This window comes from Burkholderia sp. CpTa8-5 (genome assembly GCF_017815045.1).
GTDB lineage: Bacteria > Pseudomonadota > Gammaproteobacteria > Burkholderiales > Burkholderiaceae > Burkholderia > Burkholderia sola.
This window is the reverse complement of record NZ_JAGIQD010000004.1, coordinates 236,571-251,808: the sequence shown is the minus strand read 5'-3', so window position 1 is coordinate 251,808 and position 15,238 is coordinate 236,571. Positions and strand designations below refer to the sequence as shown.

At 68.7% G+C, this 15,238-nt stretch carries 16 protein-coding genes and 1 pseudogene; 5 read left to right on the top strand and 12 right to left on the bottom strand.

Annotated elements, in window-relative coordinates:
• Nucleotides 1-22: 22 nt before the first annotated feature.
• The 5 genes and pseudogenes from J8I35_RS09115 to J8I35_RS09095 all read right to left on the bottom strand — a co-directional run bounded on the left by J8I35_RS09115 (nt 23) and on the right by J8I35_RS09095 (nt 4,495).
• Complete coding sequence (locus J8I35_RS09115) at nt 23-1,522, bottom strand: TIGR01777 family oxidoreductase (RefSeq protein WP_209925045.1); 1,500 nt, start codon at nt 1,520-1,522, stop codon at nt 23-25.
• Nucleotides 1,519-1,941 (bottom strand): annotated as a pseudogene (locus J8I35_RS09110) (DUF393 domain-containing protein); the annotation flags it as partial. The pseudogene J8I35_RS09110 and the gene J8I35_RS09115, both read right to left, overlap by 4 nt.
• A 145-nt stretch (nt 1,942-2,086) precedes the next feature.
• Nucleotides 2,087-2,557, bottom strand: a complete 471-nt coding sequence (locus tag J8I35_RS09105) for a DUF2269 domain-containing protein (RefSeq protein WP_050012166.1) — start codon at nt 2,555-2,557, stop codon at nt 2,087-2,089.
• Nucleotides 2,554-3,873, bottom strand: coding sequence for an SDR family oxidoreductase (locus tag J8I35_RS09100; protein ID WP_209925044.1), 1,320 nt, complete (start codon nt 3,871-3,873; stop codon nt 2,554-2,556). The genes J8I35_RS09105 and J8I35_RS09100 overlap by 4 nt, the downstream gene beginning before the upstream one ends.
• 88 nt (nt 3,874-3,961) lie before the next feature.
• Nucleotides 3,962-4,495: a MarR family transcriptional regulator gene (locus tag J8I35_RS09095; protein ID WP_050012168.1), complete on the bottom strand. Its 534-nt coding sequence runs from the start codon at nt 4,493-4,495 to the stop codon at nt 3,962-3,964.
• Nucleotides 4,496-4,657: 162 nt separating this feature from the next.
• Between J8I35_RS09095 and fabV the strand changes: the two genes are divergently transcribed.
• Nucleotides 4,658-5,860, top strand: a complete 1,203-nt coding sequence (gene fabV, locus J8I35_RS09090; RefSeq protein ID WP_089437238.1) for an enoyl-ACP reductase FabV — start codon at nt 4,658-4,660, stop codon at nt 5,858-5,860.
• Between the two features lie 57 nt (nt 5,861-5,917).
• Here fabV and J8I35_RS09085 read toward each other — a convergent pair whose 3' ends face one another.
• Nucleotides 5,918-6,622 (bottom strand): SDR family oxidoreductase, encoded by a 705-nt coding sequence (locus tag J8I35_RS09085; protein WP_089489858.1) that lies wholly within the window; start codon nt 6,620-6,622, stop codon nt 5,918-5,920.
• A gap of 342 nt (nt 6,623-6,964) precedes the next feature.
• Here J8I35_RS09085 and J8I35_RS09080 point away from each other — a divergent pair, with 342 nt between their 5' ends.
• Nucleotides 6,965-7,543, top strand: coding sequence for a TetR family transcriptional regulator (locus J8I35_RS09080; RefSeq protein ID WP_176016280.1), 579 nt, complete (start codon nt 6,965-6,967; stop codon nt 7,541-7,543).
• A gap of 48 nt (nt 7,544-7,591) precedes the next feature.
• On the opposite strand, the gene J8I35_RS09075 is transcribed toward J8I35_RS09080, so the two are convergent.
• Nucleotides 7,592-8,170, bottom strand: coding sequence for a hypothetical protein (locus tag J8I35_RS09075; RefSeq protein ID WP_050012172.1), 579 nt, complete (start codon nt 8,168-8,170; stop codon nt 7,592-7,594).
• Between the two features lie 25 nt (nt 8,171-8,195).
• Nucleotides 8,196-8,726: a GNAT family N-acetyltransferase gene (locus J8I35_RS09070; protein WP_209925043.1), complete on the bottom strand. Its 531-nt coding sequence runs from the start codon at nt 8,724-8,726 to the stop codon at nt 8,196-8,198.
• Between the two features lie 212 nt (nt 8,727-8,938).
• Between J8I35_RS09070 and J8I35_RS09065 the strand changes: the two genes are divergently transcribed.
• The 3 genes from J8I35_RS09065 (at nt 8,939) to J8I35_RS09055 (ending at nt 10,357) form a co-directional block, all read left to right on the top strand.
• Nucleotides 8,939-9,304 (top strand): metalloregulator ArsR/SmtB family transcription factor, encoded by a 366-nt coding sequence (locus tag J8I35_RS09065; RefSeq protein ID WP_124555265.1) that lies wholly within the window; start codon nt 8,939-8,941, stop codon nt 9,302-9,304.
• Nucleotides 9,276-9,761, top strand: a complete 486-nt coding sequence (locus tag J8I35_RS09060; RefSeq protein WP_050012175.1) for an SRPBCC family protein — start codon at nt 9,276-9,278, stop codon at nt 9,759-9,761. Before J8I35_RS09065 ends, J8I35_RS09060 begins: the two co-directional genes overlap by 29 nt.
• Before the next feature lie 119 nt (nt 9,762-9,880).
• Nucleotides 9,881-10,357: an SRPBCC family protein gene (locus J8I35_RS09055; RefSeq protein WP_050012440.1), complete on the top strand. Its 477-nt coding sequence runs from the start codon at nt 9,881-9,883 to the stop codon at nt 10,355-10,357.
• Nucleotides 10,358-10,372: 15 nt separating this feature from the next.
• Here the strand turns inward: J8I35_RS09055 and J8I35_RS09050 are convergent, their stop codons facing one another.
• From J8I35_RS09050 to J8I35_RS09035, 4 genes are all read right to left on the bottom strand, one after another.
• Entirely contained in the window at nt 10,373-11,488 is a 1,116-nt protein-coding gene (locus tag J8I35_RS09050) for an amidohydrolase family protein (protein ID WP_209925042.1), read from the bottom strand.
• 1 nt (nt 11,489) lies between these two features.
• Nucleotides 11,490-12,797 carry an MFS transporter gene (locus J8I35_RS09045; RefSeq protein ID WP_124638906.1) on the bottom strand — a complete coding sequence of 436 codons (1,308 nt, stop codon included), beginning with the start codon at nt 12,795-12,797 and terminating at the stop codon, nt 11,490-11,492.
• A gap of 83 nt (nt 12,798-12,880) precedes the next feature.
• Entirely contained in the window at nt 12,881-14,173 is a 1,293-nt protein-coding gene (locus J8I35_RS09040) for a CaiB/BaiF CoA-transferase family protein (RefSeq protein ID WP_209925041.1), read from the bottom strand.
• Nucleotides 14,170-15,156 (bottom strand): hydroxymethylglutaryl-CoA lyase, encoded by a 987-nt coding sequence (locus tag J8I35_RS09035; protein WP_089489865.1) that lies wholly within the window; start codon nt 15,154-15,156, stop codon nt 14,170-14,172. Before J8I35_RS09035 ends, J8I35_RS09040 begins: the two co-directional genes overlap by 4 nt.
• Nucleotides 15,157-15,238 lie beyond the last annotated feature (82 nt).

Here is a 15,238-nt window from a genome sequence, read left to right as displayed (position 1 = left end):
GCCGAACGCGTTCACGCCGAATTTATACACGACCTCGCGGGAAACGGCAGACCGCGGGCGCGAAATCGGTGTGCGGCCGGTTCGTCAGGTCGCGCAGCGCGTGCTCGGCCGTCGGGAACCGGAACATGAATCCGTCCTGATGCAGCCGTGCCGGCACCACGCGCTGCCCGTCCAGCAGCAGCTCGGCCATCTCGCCCATCGCGGCGCGCAGCGGCGCGGCCGGCACGTGCAGGAACGCCGGACGGCGCAGCACCTTCGTCACGACCCGCACGAACGCGCGCTGGGTCAGCGGCACCGGTGCGACCGCGTTGTAGACGCCATGCATGGCCGCGTTGGTCATCGCTCGCGCGACGATCCGCAGCACGTCGTCGCGGTGAATCCAGCTCATCACCTGCGCGCCGTCGCCGAATCGGCCGCCCAGCCCGACGTAATGCCGCAGCAGCATCGGGCGCAACGCGCCGCCCGGGCCGAACACGATGCCCAGCCGCAGCACCACCGCGCGCACGCCGTGGCGCTCGAGCGGTTGCACGGCCGCCTCCCACTGCCGGCACAGCTCGGACATGAAGCCGGCGCCGGTACTGCTGCCCTCGTCGAGCCGTTCGTCGCCCGGCCGCACGCCGTAGTAGCCGATCGCGGACGCCTGGATCCACGTGCGCGGCTTGACCACGGCGGTTTCCACCCAGCGCATCAGCGCCTGCGTGACGCCGACGCGGCTGGCGAGCAGCAGCGCCCGCCGGCGCTTGCTCCAGCGTGCGCCCAGCACCGGCGCGCCGGCGAGATTGATCACCGTGTCGAAGCGCTCGTGCGGCTGCAACTGGTCGACGGACGTCACGCTGCGCACGCGGCCTTGAAACAGGTAAGCCGCGCGCAACGGATCGCGTGCCAGCAACGTGACCGTATGCCCGGCATCGAGCAACTGGTTCACGAGCGTTTCGCCGATGAAGCCGGTCCCGCCAGTCACGAGTACGTTGCCCGGCCGCTGCCGGGCGAACGGGTTGGCGGCCGGCGCGCGTGGCGCGATGCGGTATGCTGCGATCCCGTCGCGCACGCCCGACAGCGTCACGCCGACGGCGAACAGGCTGAGCAGCCAGCCACGCCAGCCGACGTCGATCGCGTGCAGCGCGGTGGGCGCGTGCGCCCACACGGCGAGCTGCATCGCGACCATTCCGAACAGCGCGCCGCCGTTGACGGCCAGCAGCGTATGCAGCACGCGCTCGGTCGCCGGCAGCTTGCGGCTCTGGTCCTCGACGACGAAATCCCACAACGTCAGCACCACTTCGACGAGCACGACCGTCGCGAGCGCCGCGACCCACGCGCCGTGAAACGCGACGTTCGCGATCGACGCGAACACGAGGCCGTACAGCACGGATCGCACCGCATGAATCGCCAGCTCGAGCCGCGCGCGCGGGCTGTGCGGCAGGTCCTGCGTGAGTTCGTGGTGATAAAGCGTATCGAATGCGCCCATCGCGCCCTGCACGATCAGCAGGTTGAGCGCCCAGTCGAAAGCAGGCAACGTGTTCATGCGGTATCCCTCCTCCAAAGCCAGACGAGCGGCGGCGCCATCGCGACGAGTGCAGCAACGTCGATCGCCACGTGACTCCACACCTGCGCCTGCCACGACAACAGCATGTCCTGCGGCGCCCAGATCGACAGGCCGGCCAGCAGCCAGCCCCACACTTCCCGTTTCCGCAGCCGGTTGCCGAGATGGACGAGCGCGAGCATCCAGACCGACGCGCACTGCACCGTCGCGCCGAGCAGCGACATCCACCAGACCTGCTGGGCGCGCGCGGCTTCGGGCGCGGCTCCCGTCCAGAAATGCCACTCGATGTCGCGGTGATACACGTCGAGCCAAGATGCGCCGGCGATCCACGGAATGGCTGCGCCGACCAGCAGGTGCGCGATCGCGGCTGCGTACATCCAGCGCACGACGATGCGGCGCGGGGTGAGCGGACATCGCCCATCGAAGTGGAGAACCATTTCACTTGATCCCATGCTTCGCACTCCTGCTTGTTATTGCAAGCATCATGAATCGATCGATTGACTGCTGTCCCGCGTACGCCGCCGCCCCAACGCGACGGCGGCAGACTTACATCGGCTTGACCACCATCAGGAAATACACGGTCAGCATCGCGAAGAACGCCGGATAGCCGAGCAGTTCCCAGCGCTTCGCATAGCGCCAGTAGCGCTCGGGCAACGCGGCATCGCCGTTCGCGTGCGCGAGCTTCGCCATCGATGCAAGTTCGAGCTGCAGCCACACGACCGGCAGCCAGCACACACCGGCGACCGCATACAGCACGATCGACGCGAGCAGCCACGGCGTATGCCACGGCCAGCCGGCCGCGTGCGCGAGCCACAGCCCGGACGCCGGCTGGAAGATCACGGCCGGCGTCGTGAACCACCAGTCCGCGCGCACGACGAGCCGCGACACGGCCGCGATCGCGGGCACCGACCGCGTGCGGTTCGCGAAGAACAGGTAGAACGCGGTGCCGAACCCCGTGCCGACCAGCAGCACCGAAGACAGGATATGAAGCGCCTTGATGACGAGATAGGTATTCATGCGTGTTCTTCTTCTGAATAGAGGATCAACAGGATGGCGAGGATCGGCACGTTCTTGAGCACGGGGCCGAACGGTTCGGCCAGCAGGCCCGGCATCGTGACCGCGATGACCGCCGAGTACGCGACGATCAGCGCCGCCTGCGCGGCCCACAGGCGCCGCGACGGCGCGACGACGGTCGCGATGCCGAACGCGAAATCCAGCGCGCTGGCCGCGTAAAGCGCAATCAGCGCGGGCAGGCCCGTCAGGTGCGCAGGCGCCAGCAGCGCGAGGCTCGCGTGCAGCGGATGGATGAACGCGCTCGCGATCGCCGTCCAGATCCACACGATCGCGAGCGCGCCCACCAGCACCGGGCGCCGCCACATCGCGAGCGCGTCGCGGCGCAATGCGCCGGCTTCCGCGCCGATGAAGCTGCCGAGGCCGCGCGGCGGCCGGCCCAGCACAGCCGTGACGGCCGTCGGGTCGCCGGTGTTGCCGCCGCGCAGCATCGCCCACGTGTCGCGCGTCAGCATCGCCCCCGGCAGCGTGCCGAGCAGTGCGGCCGCCGCGCCGACCAGCGGGCCCGGCAGCGTCACGCGGGCCGCCGGCGGAAATCCGAGCGCGGCGCGGTAGCCGGCCAGCATCTCGCGGTATTCGACTTCGTCGCTGCCGACCACGTCGATCACCCGGCTGTCGGCCGCCCGCGAATCGCCCGGCTGTACGACGAGCCGCGCCACGACTTCGGCGAGATCGTCGACATGCACCGGGCGCAGCCGTTGATGGCCGCCCGCCGGCAACATGTGCACAGGCAGGCTCGCGAGCATCCGGAAAAACCGCGCGGACGCGCCGGCCGCCCCGTAGACGAGCGCGGGGCGCACGATGCGGAAGTCGATCGGCAGCGTCTGAAGGAAACGGTCGGCTACACGCTTGCTCGCGAAGTACCGCGTATCGCCGCGTTCGACGCCGAGCGCCGAGATCTGGATCACGCGCCGCACGCCGGCCAGGCAGCACGCGGTAAAGAGCGCGCACGGCGCGGCGCGATGCACGGCATCGAGCGTCGCGCCGCGTCGATCGGCCAGCATGCCGACCGCGTTGATCACCACGTCGACGCCCTTCAGCCGTGCGAGCCACGCTTGCGGATCGACGTCCTGCGCGAAGTCGATCGCGACGTCGTGCGGGCCGGCCGCGCGGCGCACGCCGCGCAACACGCGATGCCCGCCGGCTTCGAGCCGCGCGCACAGCGCCTGCCCGATGAAGCCGTTCGCGCCGCAGACGAGCACGGTCATGCCGCGTGCGCCGGTGCGATCGGGCGGGGAGGTAGACGGCAAGACTGCGTTCATGCTCATCCTCTATTTACAGTTATTTCTGTACAGACAGAAATAACAACCTCGAAAAAAGCGGGCTGCGTGCCCGCTCTGCCGTTACCGCTTACTTCGACGGCTTGCGCCTGACCGTCTGGCTGATCTTCGCGCCGATGCCGAGCGCCTTCATCAGCGTATCGGGCTTGAGCCGCAGCATTTCGTCGGACCAGGTCGTGAGCGTCTCGACGAACTGCAGCGTGTCGCGAATGCGCTGCTCGGTCTCGCGGCTCTCGTTCGCGATGTCCGGATTCGTCAGGCAATCGCGCAGCACCGTGAGCGTCGGCTCGATCTCGCGCTGCCGTCGCCCTTCGACGATCAGCTTGAACAACTCCCAGATGTCGGTCGACGTCTCGAAGTGGTCGCGGCGATCGCCCAGCACGTGCACGACCTTCGCGAGCCGCCACGCCTGCAGCTCCTTCAGACTCGTGCTGACGTTGGAGCGTGCGACGTTGAGCGTCTCGGCGATCTCGTCGGCCGCAACCGGCCGTCCGGCCAGGTAGAGCAGCGCGTGAATCTGCGACACAGTACGGTTGACGCCCCACCGCGAGCCCATTTCGCCCCAGTGGAGAATGAATCGTTCGGCAATCGGCGTGAGTTCCATGGTGGGGAATTTAGTTTTTTCAGTTATTTCTGTCAAGAGAGAAATAACCGGGCGATCCGACGCCTGCCGTCCGTGCCCGCCCGCGATCGGCCGCTTCCTTTACAATGCGCGGGATTTTTCCGATTTCAGGCCGTCCCCGCCTTTCTGACTAGAGGTTCTCCCATGATCATCAAACCGCGCGTGCGTGGCTTCATCTGCGTGACGACTCATCCGGTCGGCTGCGAAGCCAACGTCAAGGAACAGATCGATTACGTGACTTCGCACGGCCCGATCGCCAACGGCCCGAAAAAGGTGCTCGTGATCGGCGCGTCGACCGGCTACGGCCTCGCCGCCCGGATCTCGGCCGCATTCGGCTCGGGCGCGGACACGCTCGGCGTGTTCTTCGAGCGCGCCGGCAGCGAAACGAAGCCCGGCACGGCCGGCTGGTACAACAGCGCCGCGTTCGAGAAATTCGCCGCCGAAAAGGGGCTGTATGCGCGCAGCATCAACGGCGACGCATTCTCCGACAAGGTCAAGCAGGTCACGATCGACACCATCAAGCAGGATCTCGGCAAGGTCGACCTGGTCGTCTACAGCCTCGCCGCGCCGCGCCGCACGCACCCGAAGACGGGCGAAACCATCAGCTCGACGCTCAAGCCGGTCGGCAAGGCCGTCACGTTCCGCGGGCTCGACACCGACAAGGAAGTGATCCGCGAAGTGTCGCTCGAGCCGGCGACGCAGGAAGAGATCGACGGCACCGTCGCGGTGATGGGCGGCGAGGACTGGCAGATGTGGATCGACGCGCTGGCCGACGCCGGCGTGCTGGCCGACGGCGCGAAGACCACCGCGTTCACGTACCTCGGCGAGCAGATCACGCACGACATCTACTGGAACGGCTCGATCGGCGAAGCGAAGAAGGATCTCGACAAGAAGGTGCTGTCGATCCGCGACAAGCTGGCCGCGCACGGCGGCGATGCGCGCGTGTCGGTGCTGAAGGCCGTCGTCACGCAGGCCAGCTCGGCGATCCCGATGATGCCGCTGTACCTGTCGCTGCTGTTCAAGGTGATGAAGGAAACGGGCACGCACGAAGGCTGCATCGAGCAGGTGTACGGGCTCCTGAAGGACAGCCTGTACGGCGCGACGCCGCACGTCGACGCAGAAGGCCGCCTGCGCGCGGACTACAAGGAGCTCGATCCGCAGGTGCAGGCGAAGGTCGTCGCGATGTGGGACAAGGTGACGAACGAGAACCTGTACGAGATGACCGACTTCGCGGGCTACAAGACCGAGTTCCTGCGCCTGTTCGGCTTCGAGATCGCCGGCGTCGACTATGACGCGGACGTGAACCCGGACGTGAAGATCCCGGGCATCATCGACACGACGGTCTGACGGGTCGATCCGCCGCCGCGCGCACGGCGCGGCGGCGGGTTCGCCCTGCCGGCGGCGTCAACGCGGCGCCGGTTCTTCCAGATAGACGCCCGACGACAGCGTGGCCTTCACCTGCCGCGTGAACTCGTCGGTCGACACTTCCTCCGCCCCTGCCTCGATGGCGTCGTACGCCTGGCGCACGACGTCGGCCGGCGTCGCTTTCGGCACGTCGAGGCCGGCCGTCAGGTCGGTATCGATGAAGCCGGCATGCAGCCCGATCACCCGCGTGCGCTGCTCGCGCAGCGAATGGCGCAGCCCGTTGGTCAGCGCCCATGCGGCCGATTTCGATACGCCGTAGGCCGACAGGATCGGCCGGTTCGTCCAGCTCGCGACCGACAGGATGTTCAGGATCGCGCCGCCGCCGTGGGCCGCGAGCGTTCCCGCGAATGCGCGCGACATCGCCAGCATCCCGAACACGTTGGTCTCCAGGTGTGCGCGCAATGCATCGACCGCGCCGTCGTCGGTCAGGCTGCCGAGCCGCGCGATGCCGGCGTTGTTGATCAGCAGCGTGACGTCCCGCGCCGCCTCGGCGGCCGCCGCGACCGCCGCCGGATCGGTCACGTCGAGCTTCACGGGCACGACGCCCGGCAGCGTCACGCTGGCCGGATCGCGTGCGCCCGCATAGACCTTGCGCGCACCCCGCTCGAGCGCCTGCTTCGCGAACTCGAGGCCAAGCCCGCGGTTCGCGCCCGTGATGAAAACGACTGCACCTTCGATCTTCATGACCCTTCCTTTCGGAGATTGAATCCCGTGCGCGCCGGTTCGCCACACGCCCGGAATCCGGTGAAAAACCACGCTGCCATCGCGTACCGAACCGTTGCACCGCCGGTGCCGCCAGCCGGGCCGTCCCGCCGCCCGCGCCTCGCCGCACCCTGGACGCCGACCGACTTCGATCCATGCTGCGCCGGGTTGCTTCGCTTCGTCCGCGAAGTCGGCTACACTTGAATCTCAATGTCGATCACCATCGTCTTTGCGAAGCATGGTGCCAGCGCGAGGTCGGCACGTCAATGGTGATCACCATTGTGTTTTTCAATCGACGCAATTGCGGGAAAGAGGGAGGGATCGATGGGCGTCTCGAGACAACAGGCCGCGGAAAACCGCAACGCGATCGTCGCGGCCGCCGAGCGGCTGTTTCGCGTGCGCGGCGTCGAGGCCGTCGGGCTGACGGAACTGATGAAGGAAGCCGGCTTCACGCAGGGCGGCTTCTACAACCATTTCAAATCGAAACATGCGCTGGTCGCCGCGGTGATGGAGAAAGCCATGCAGGACCGCGCGGATTCGCCAAGTGCCGGCAGCGTCGCGAAGCAAGTGACGGCCTACCTGTCGACCGCGCATCGCGACAACGTCGAAGGCGGCTGCCCGCTGTCGGGGTTCGCGGGCGATGCGCCGCGGCTGACCGACGCGGCGCGCGCCTGCTACACGCGCGGCGTCGCCGGCTATCTCGACCGGCTGGAGCGGACGTTGGCCGCCGAAGGCTCGGCAGACGCGCGCCGCGACGCGCTCGCCGTCTTCAGCCAGATGATCGGCGCGCTCGTGCTGTCGCGCGCGATTGCCGGCACCGATCCGGCGCTGGCCGATGAGATTCTCGACGCGGGGCGGCGCACGCTCGTGGGGCAGCCGGACGATCCGACCGTGCCGGCGTAGCGGCATGGCGGGGCCGGTCGCGCGCGATCGTCATTGCCGTCATTCCCGCTATTCCACCACCCGCGCGGCGTCCCACAGCGGCTGCGCGCCGCGCGCCGCATTCCACGCGGCGAACTGCGTGCGCCAGGATTCGAACGGTTGCGCGAGCGGATGACGCGGATCGTCGCTGAGCGCATACGCCATTCCTTCGATCAGCCAGCGCGGCTTCGTCACGACCGCGACGTTGCCGAGCACTTCCGCCTGCCGGTGATGGATCAGCTCGTGCGCGAGAAAGTAGGTCTGCCAGCCGCGCGGTGCGATCGCCACGCCGAAATCGCCGAGCGCCAGCGCTGCGCGCGAGCCGAGGCCGAACGCATCGGCGCACGCGCGCGTCGAGCAGAACACGACGCGCGGCGAAGCCCGGAACGCGCCGACGGCCGCGGCCGCGCGCGCGTAGCCGTCGCGATAGAGCTGCCGTGCGTCGTCGAGCTTCGCGGCATCGTCCGTGCAGATGTCGGCGCTCGGGCACGACACGCCGGGAATCAGCGCGGGCGCGACGACGCGCAGCGGCTTGACGAGCGCATACGCGGCAATCGGCAGCGCGACCAGCAGGCCCGTGAGGGCGAAAGCGACATAGGAGCGTTTCATCGAGGCAGCGGTTTGGGGGATGCCGTTACGCGAGCTGCTTGTGGAAATACGTCGTCGCGCACAGCGCGCCGTCGGGCATCAGCGCGTAGTTCGGCACGATGCCGACGCGCTGCCAGCCGGCCCGTTCGTACAGCCGTTCGGCGTCGCCGCCCGTCACCGTGTCGAGCACGAGCACGGTCTTGCCGGCGTCGCGCGCGGCCGCTTCGGCCGCGGCCATCAGGCGCGCGGCGACGCCCTGCCGGCGCGCGTGCCGCGACACGAGCATCTTCGCGATATCCGCGCGATGCGGCTGGTTCTCGGGCTGCGCGGTCACGACCTGCACGGTGCCGACGATCCGCCCGGCCCCGTCCTCGGCGACGAGCAGGATGCGCTCGTCGTTCGCGACGCCTTCGGCCACGCGCGTCCAGAACGCGACGGCGGTCGACCGCTCGATCGGCAGCATGAAGCTGACGGATGCGCCGCCTTCGACGCAATCGATCAGCACGTCGGCCAGCGCATCGACACAGGCCATCGCTTCGCTCGCGCCGACGCGGCGGACGGTAACAGGTTCGGTCATGCCATCTCCGGTAATCAGGTAGTCAGGTGAGCCGCACGCGCGGGTTCGGCATGGGGCGGGATCGGAACGAACGCCGGCCGGGTGTCGAGGCGCCCACCACGACGGCAGGTATCCGACAACGCGGCACGCGGTCGGCGCGTGTTACCGCCCCATCATCGTACGCGACGAAAATTGTCGTTGCAGCGGTGGCACCATCGCCTACACTTAGCCGAATGGATAACCTTCCCCTCCACATCAGCGACGTGTTCCATGCGCTCGCCGATCCGACGCGCTGCGCGATCGTCAGCGCGCTCGGCCATGGCGAGCGGACCGTCTCCGCGCTGGCCGCGCCGTTCGACATGGCGCTGCCGTCGTTCATGAAGCATGTCGCCGTGCTCGAGCGCAGCGGCCTCGTGGAGACCCGGAAAACCGGCCGCTCGCGCACCTGCGCGCTGGTCGGCAGCCGGCTGACCGAGGCCGAGGCATGGCTCGCCGCGCAGCGCGCGCAGTGGGAAGCGCGATCCGATCGTCTCGTCGAATTCGTCGAACGCCGTCACCAGGAGGAGCAAGATGTCAGCCAGCCACGTCGACCCCGCTGAAGCCCACGATCTCGTCATCACGCGCACGCTGCGCGCACCACGCCACGCGCTGTGGCGCGCCTGGACCGACCCGGAACTGCTGAAGGAATGGTGGTGCCCGAAACCATGGACCACCGAGGTGCGCGCATTCGACCTGCGGCCGGGCGGCGCTTTCCATACGTTCATGCGCGGCCCCGACGGCGGCACGAGCGACAACCCCGGCTGCTTCCTCGACATCGTGCCGGAATCGCGCATCGCGTTCACGTCGATGCTCGCGGGCGGCTGGCGGCCGCAGACGCCGTGGCTGGGCTTCACGGCGATCGTCACGATGGCCGACGACGACGCGGGCAGCCGCTACGAGGCGCGCGTGATGCATCCCGACGCCGCGACGCGCGAGCGCCACGAAGCGCTCGGTTTTTTCGAGGGCTGGAACACCTGCATCACGCAGCTCGACGCGTTCGCCGCCACCCTGCGCTGAACGCCGCTGCGCGTGCGGTCATTGCATGCCGCCGCGCCCGCGCCTAGGATTCCTGAAGGAAGCATGACGACACGCCGGGCGCCGGCGTGCACCGTCTCGCACGCTTCGCGGGAGGCGACATTTTGCACACGCACACGCATTCGACCCGGGTCAGCCGGCACCTGAACGCGCCGCGCGGGCGGGTCTACCGCGCGCTGCTCGACCCGCACGCGGTCGAGCAATGGAAAGTGCCCGACGGCATGACGTGCCGCGTGCATGCGTACGACACGCGCGAAGGCGGCGCGCTGCGCGTGTCGCTGAGCTACGACGCGCCGTCGGGCGGCGCCGGCAAGACGACCGCGCACACCGACACCTATCACGGCCGCTTCGTCACGCTCGTGCCCGACGAGCGGATCGTCGAGATCGATGTATTCGAAACCGACGACCCGATGCTGCGCGGCGCGATGACGATCACGATCACGCTGTCCGACGAGGCGGGCGGCACGCGCGTGGACGCGGTGCACGACGGCGTCCCGCCCGGCGTGCCGGCCGCCGACAACGAGACCGGCTGGCAGATGGCGCTGGCGCGGCTCGCGGCGCTGGTGGAAGCCGGTTGACGCCGCGCATGCGCGTCAGCCGAGCCGGTACGCGCGCGTGACCGTGCCGCGAAACAGCGCGTCGCGCTCGTCCGCGCCGGCCTGCGCGGTCAGGCGCTTGAACGCGTTCCAGCCGTTCACGAACGAATACGAGCCCTTGTCGACCGGGAAATTGCCCTCGAACATGCAGCGCCCGGGACCGAACGCGTCGATGCAGGTCATCATCCACGGCTTCCACGCGTCGGCGAGCTGCGTCGACGACGGCGGCTTCGCGCCTTTCTCGAAATCGAACCCATTGATGCGCATCCCGAGGCCGCCGACCTTCACGTACACGTTCGGCAATTGCGCGAGCGTGCGCATCGACGCCGACCAGCGCGCGAACACCTCCGGTCGCTTGTCCGCATAGCTGCCGATCCGCACGACGCCGCCGCAATGATTGACGATGATCCGCGTGTCGGGGTTCGCTTTCGCGAGTTCGAACAATTCGGGCAACTGCGGGAAGAACAGCCACGCGTCGTACGACAGCCCGAGCGGCGCGAGCTGCGCGACGCCGGCCCGGTACGCGGGATCGAGCAGCAGCCCGCGCGGCACCGCCGACAGCGGATTGGCGAGCGTCGGATCGGCATCCCACGTGCTCAGGTGCCGCACGCCGCGAAACCGTCCGCGCCCGGCTTCGACATGCGCTTCCAGCACGTCGCGCACGCGTTCGCCAAGCCGCAGGTCCGCGTGACCGACGATGCCCTTCGCGACGGCCACCGGGCCGTGCTGAAGCGGCTCGGTCACGCCGGCGACATAGGCCGTCTCGCCCACCGGCTTCAGTTCGGCCGGGCCCGAATCGCGATAACGCGTCTGCGCCTGCATGTAGACGGACGCCTGGATGTCGTGACCCGAGCGCGCGTCCTGCAGATAGTCGTCGAGCAGGTAGATCCAGCCCGGCCGTTCATAGAAGTGATGATGCGCATCGACGATCGGCAGGTCGGGCTCGAGCGCGGGTTCGAGCGCCGACGCGAGCCAGTCGGGACGAACCGCGAGGTAGTTGCTTTGCGTCATGCGTGAAGCTCCATCATGGGCCGCCGTGTCGGCAAACGCAGGCAGCGCGAACGATGCGGCGGCCGCGCCGATCAACCGGCGCCGCGTGATCGAAAAAGTCATGTCATTCGCTCCGGTCGAATGCATACAGCGACAGCGTGAGCAGCGTCGTGATCGCCAGCACGATCGCGAGGCCGAGCATCCCGGCCGTGAAGGTGCCGAAGCTGTCCTTCAGGTAGCCGACGAGATAGGGGCCCGCGAAGCCGCCGAGCGCGCCGATCGAATTGATCAGCGCCAGCCCGCCGGCCGCGGCCTGGCCGGACAGGAAGCGCGACGGCAGCGTGTAGAAGATCGTGCGGCCGGCAATCGTGCCGATCAGCGCGAGCGTGATGCCGACGAGCGCCGGCCCGAGCGTCAGGAAATGCGTCGACACGCCGAGCGCCACCGCGCCGATGAACAAGCCGATCGCCAGGTTCGCGACCGGGCCGCCGCGACGGTCCACCCGCTTCGCCCACCACAGCAGCGCGATCGTGGCGAAGAAGTAAGGCACCGCGGACAGCCAGCCGGTCTGCATCGTCGACATCCCGTGCGCCTTCAGCATTTGCGGCAACCAGATGCCGATCCCGTACGAACCCATCGTGAAGCCGAACGAGATCAGCGCGAGCACGTACACGCGCACGTCGCGCAGCGCGACGCCGAAGCGCTTCTTGCGGCCGGCCGCCGCGCCGTCGCGCTCGAACGCGCGCTGCAGCGCGGCACGTTCGTCGTCCGACAGCCACGCGGCATTCGCCGGCGAATCGGACAGCAGCTTCAGCACAAGGAAACCAAGTGCGCACGCGGGCAGCCCTTCGACGATGAACATCCACTTCCAGCCGGCGAGCCCGAGCGTGCCATCGAGCTGCAGCAGCCACGTCGACAGCGGGCCGCCGATCAGCGACGACAGCGGCGTCGACACGGTGAACCACGCGAGCACGCGCGTGCGGTAGCTCGCCGGAAACCACACGGCGAGGAAGAAGATCACGCCGGGAAAGAATCCAGCCTCGCCGATGCCGAGCAGCAGCCGGATTGCGTAGAAACTCGTCGGCCCGGTCGCGAGCGCGGTCGCGGCCGCCATCAGCCCCCACGTGATCATGATGCGGGCGAGCCAGCGGCGTGCGCCGAAGCGGTACAGCGCGAGATTGCTCGGCACTTCGAACACGCAGTAGCCGGCAAACATGATCCCCGCGCCCCAGCCGAACTGCGTCGCCGTCAGCCCGAGATCGCGGTTCATCGTGAGCGCGGCGAACCCGACGCTCGTGCGATCCAGATAGTTGAAGAAGTACGCGAGCGCGAGCAGCGGGATGAAGCGCCACGCGGCCTTGCGCACCGCGCGTTGCTCGATCGACGCGTCGGTGTCGCGATCGGCGGCCAGCGCCGGGGAAGCGGATGTCATGGTTGTCTCCGTGGATGCGGCGATCCTCTGCCGCGCGGCGCGCGGCCGGGACGCCTTTGTTCGTTCGATGAATCGCGGCTGCGCTACGCGCTCGCCACTTCGTTCGCCGACGGCGCACCGCCCGGTCCGTCGCCGTGCGTGGCGACGTCCGCGCCGTGCCGCCCCGCGACGACGCCGGCATCGATCAGCGCACGCGCGTCGTCCGGCGTGTAGCCGAGCTCGCCGAGCAGCGCGCACGTGTCCTGGCCGAGCGCAGGCGGCGCCGAGCGCAGCCGCAGGCGTTCGCCCGCGAGCGTCAGCGGCAGCAGCGCGGTGCGCGTGTCGATCGGCCGCCCGGCGCTGCTCGCGTCGGCTGGCAGCGTCACGGCTTCGAGGCCGCCCGTGGCGAGCAGATGCGGATCGTCGAACAGGTCCTGCGGCTTCGTGATCGGCGCATACGGCAGGCCGGTCGATTCGAAGATCGCGCCGATCTCCGCGGCCGAGTACGGCGCGAGCCGCGAACGTAGTTCCGGCAACAGCCATTCGCGCGCCTGCACACGCAGGTTGTTGGTCGCGAGGCGCGGGTCGTCCTTCAGCGCGGCGAGGCCGAACGCATCGCAGAACAGCGCCCACTGCGTATCCGACACGACCGCGAGAAAAATCTGTTCGTCATCCTTGACGGAGAACACGTCGTAGACGGCCCACGCGGAAATCCGGCTCGGCATCGGCGACGCGGCCTGCCCCGTCACCGCGAACTGCATCATGTGCTGCGCGACGAGAAACACGTTGTTCTCGAACAGCGAACTCTGCACCTGCTGGCCGCGGCCCGTGCGCTCGCGCTGCGCGAGCGCGGCCATCGCGCCAATCGCGCCGAACATGCCGCCCATGATGTCGTTCACGCTCGCGCCCGCACGCAGCGGCCGCCCTTCGGGGCCCGTCATGTACGCGAGGCCGCCCATCATCTGCACGACCTCGTCGAGCGCGGTGCGATGCTCGTACGGCCCCGGCAGGAAGCCCTTGTGCGACACGTACACGAGCCGCGGATTCAGCGCGTCCAGCTGCGGGTAGCCGAGCCCGAGCCGGTCCATCGTGCCGCTCTTGAAGTTCTCGCTGAAGACGTCCGCCGTCGCGACGAGCCGCCGCACGATCTCCAGCCCGCGCGGATCCTTCACGTCGACCGCGACGCTCTTCTTGTTGCGGTTGAACATCCCGAAGAAGCCCGCGCCGGACCCGCGCAGCGCCCGCGTGCTGTCGCCCGCGATCGGCTCGATCTTGATCACTTCCGCGCCGAGATCCGCGAGCAGCATCCCGCACGTCGGGCCCATCACCATGTGCGTCATCTCGATCACGCGCACGCCTGCGTACGGCAGTGCGGCAACCGGTTGCCGATCGTTCATCGTGCGACTCCCGCCACGCATCCTTCCGGCTGCGCGGCCGAGGGCACGCGGCCATCCGCATAGCGAAAGCCCTTCGGCAGCCCGGCGTCCGGCACGTGGCCGTACAGCGCGTCGGACGGCAGCGCCGCATGCAGGATCGCGCGCGCGGCGAGCAGCGCGTCGACGTCGACGCCCGTGTCGACGCCCATCGCTTCGAGCAGGAACACGAGGTCCTCGGTGACGATGTTGCCGGTGGCGCCCGGCGCATACGGGCAGCCGCCCAGGCCGCCTTGGCTCGCGTCGATCGTCGTCACGCCCACGTCGAGCGCCGCGACGACGTTCGCGAGCCCCTGCCCGCGCGTGTTGTGGAAATGCGCGCCGCCGGCCCTGTCGCCGACTTCGCGTTGCAGCCGCGTGAACAGCCGGCGCACCTGCGCGGGATTCGCATAACCGCTGGTGTCGGACAGGCCGATTTCGTCGACGCCGCATTCGGCCATCGCGACGGCCATCGCGATCGTCTCGTCGTCGGAGACCGCGCCGGCAATCGTGCAACCGAACGCCACCGACACGCCGGCCTCGATCTGCACCGACGGAAACCGCGCGTCGCGCAGCGCGACGATCGCGCGCACCTCGTCGATCATCTGCGCGGGCGTCTTGCGGATGTTGGCCAGCGAATGCGCTTGCGTCACCGAGACCGGCAGCGTCAGCTTGTGCACGCCCGCGTCGAACGCACCCTCGGCGCCGCGCAGGTTCGGCGCGAGCGCGGCGACGTGCAGCCCGGGAATCGCGAGCGCGTGCGCGACGACTTCGCGCACGTCGGCCATCTGCGGCAACAGCGTGGCCGGCACAAACGACCCGACCTCGATCTCGCGCAGGCCGGCCGCGGCCAGCGCGGTGATCCAGCGCAGCTTGGCGGCCGTCGGCATCACGGTCTTGATGCTCTGCAGCCCGTCGCGCGGGCCGACCTCGCTGACCAGCACCTTCGAGTTTTCTGAAACCTTCATTCGATACCCCATAGTTCTATCTGAAAGAACATAGTTCTGTTTGACAGAACTTTAAGCGTGCGTCGAATGGGCGATAAGGGGG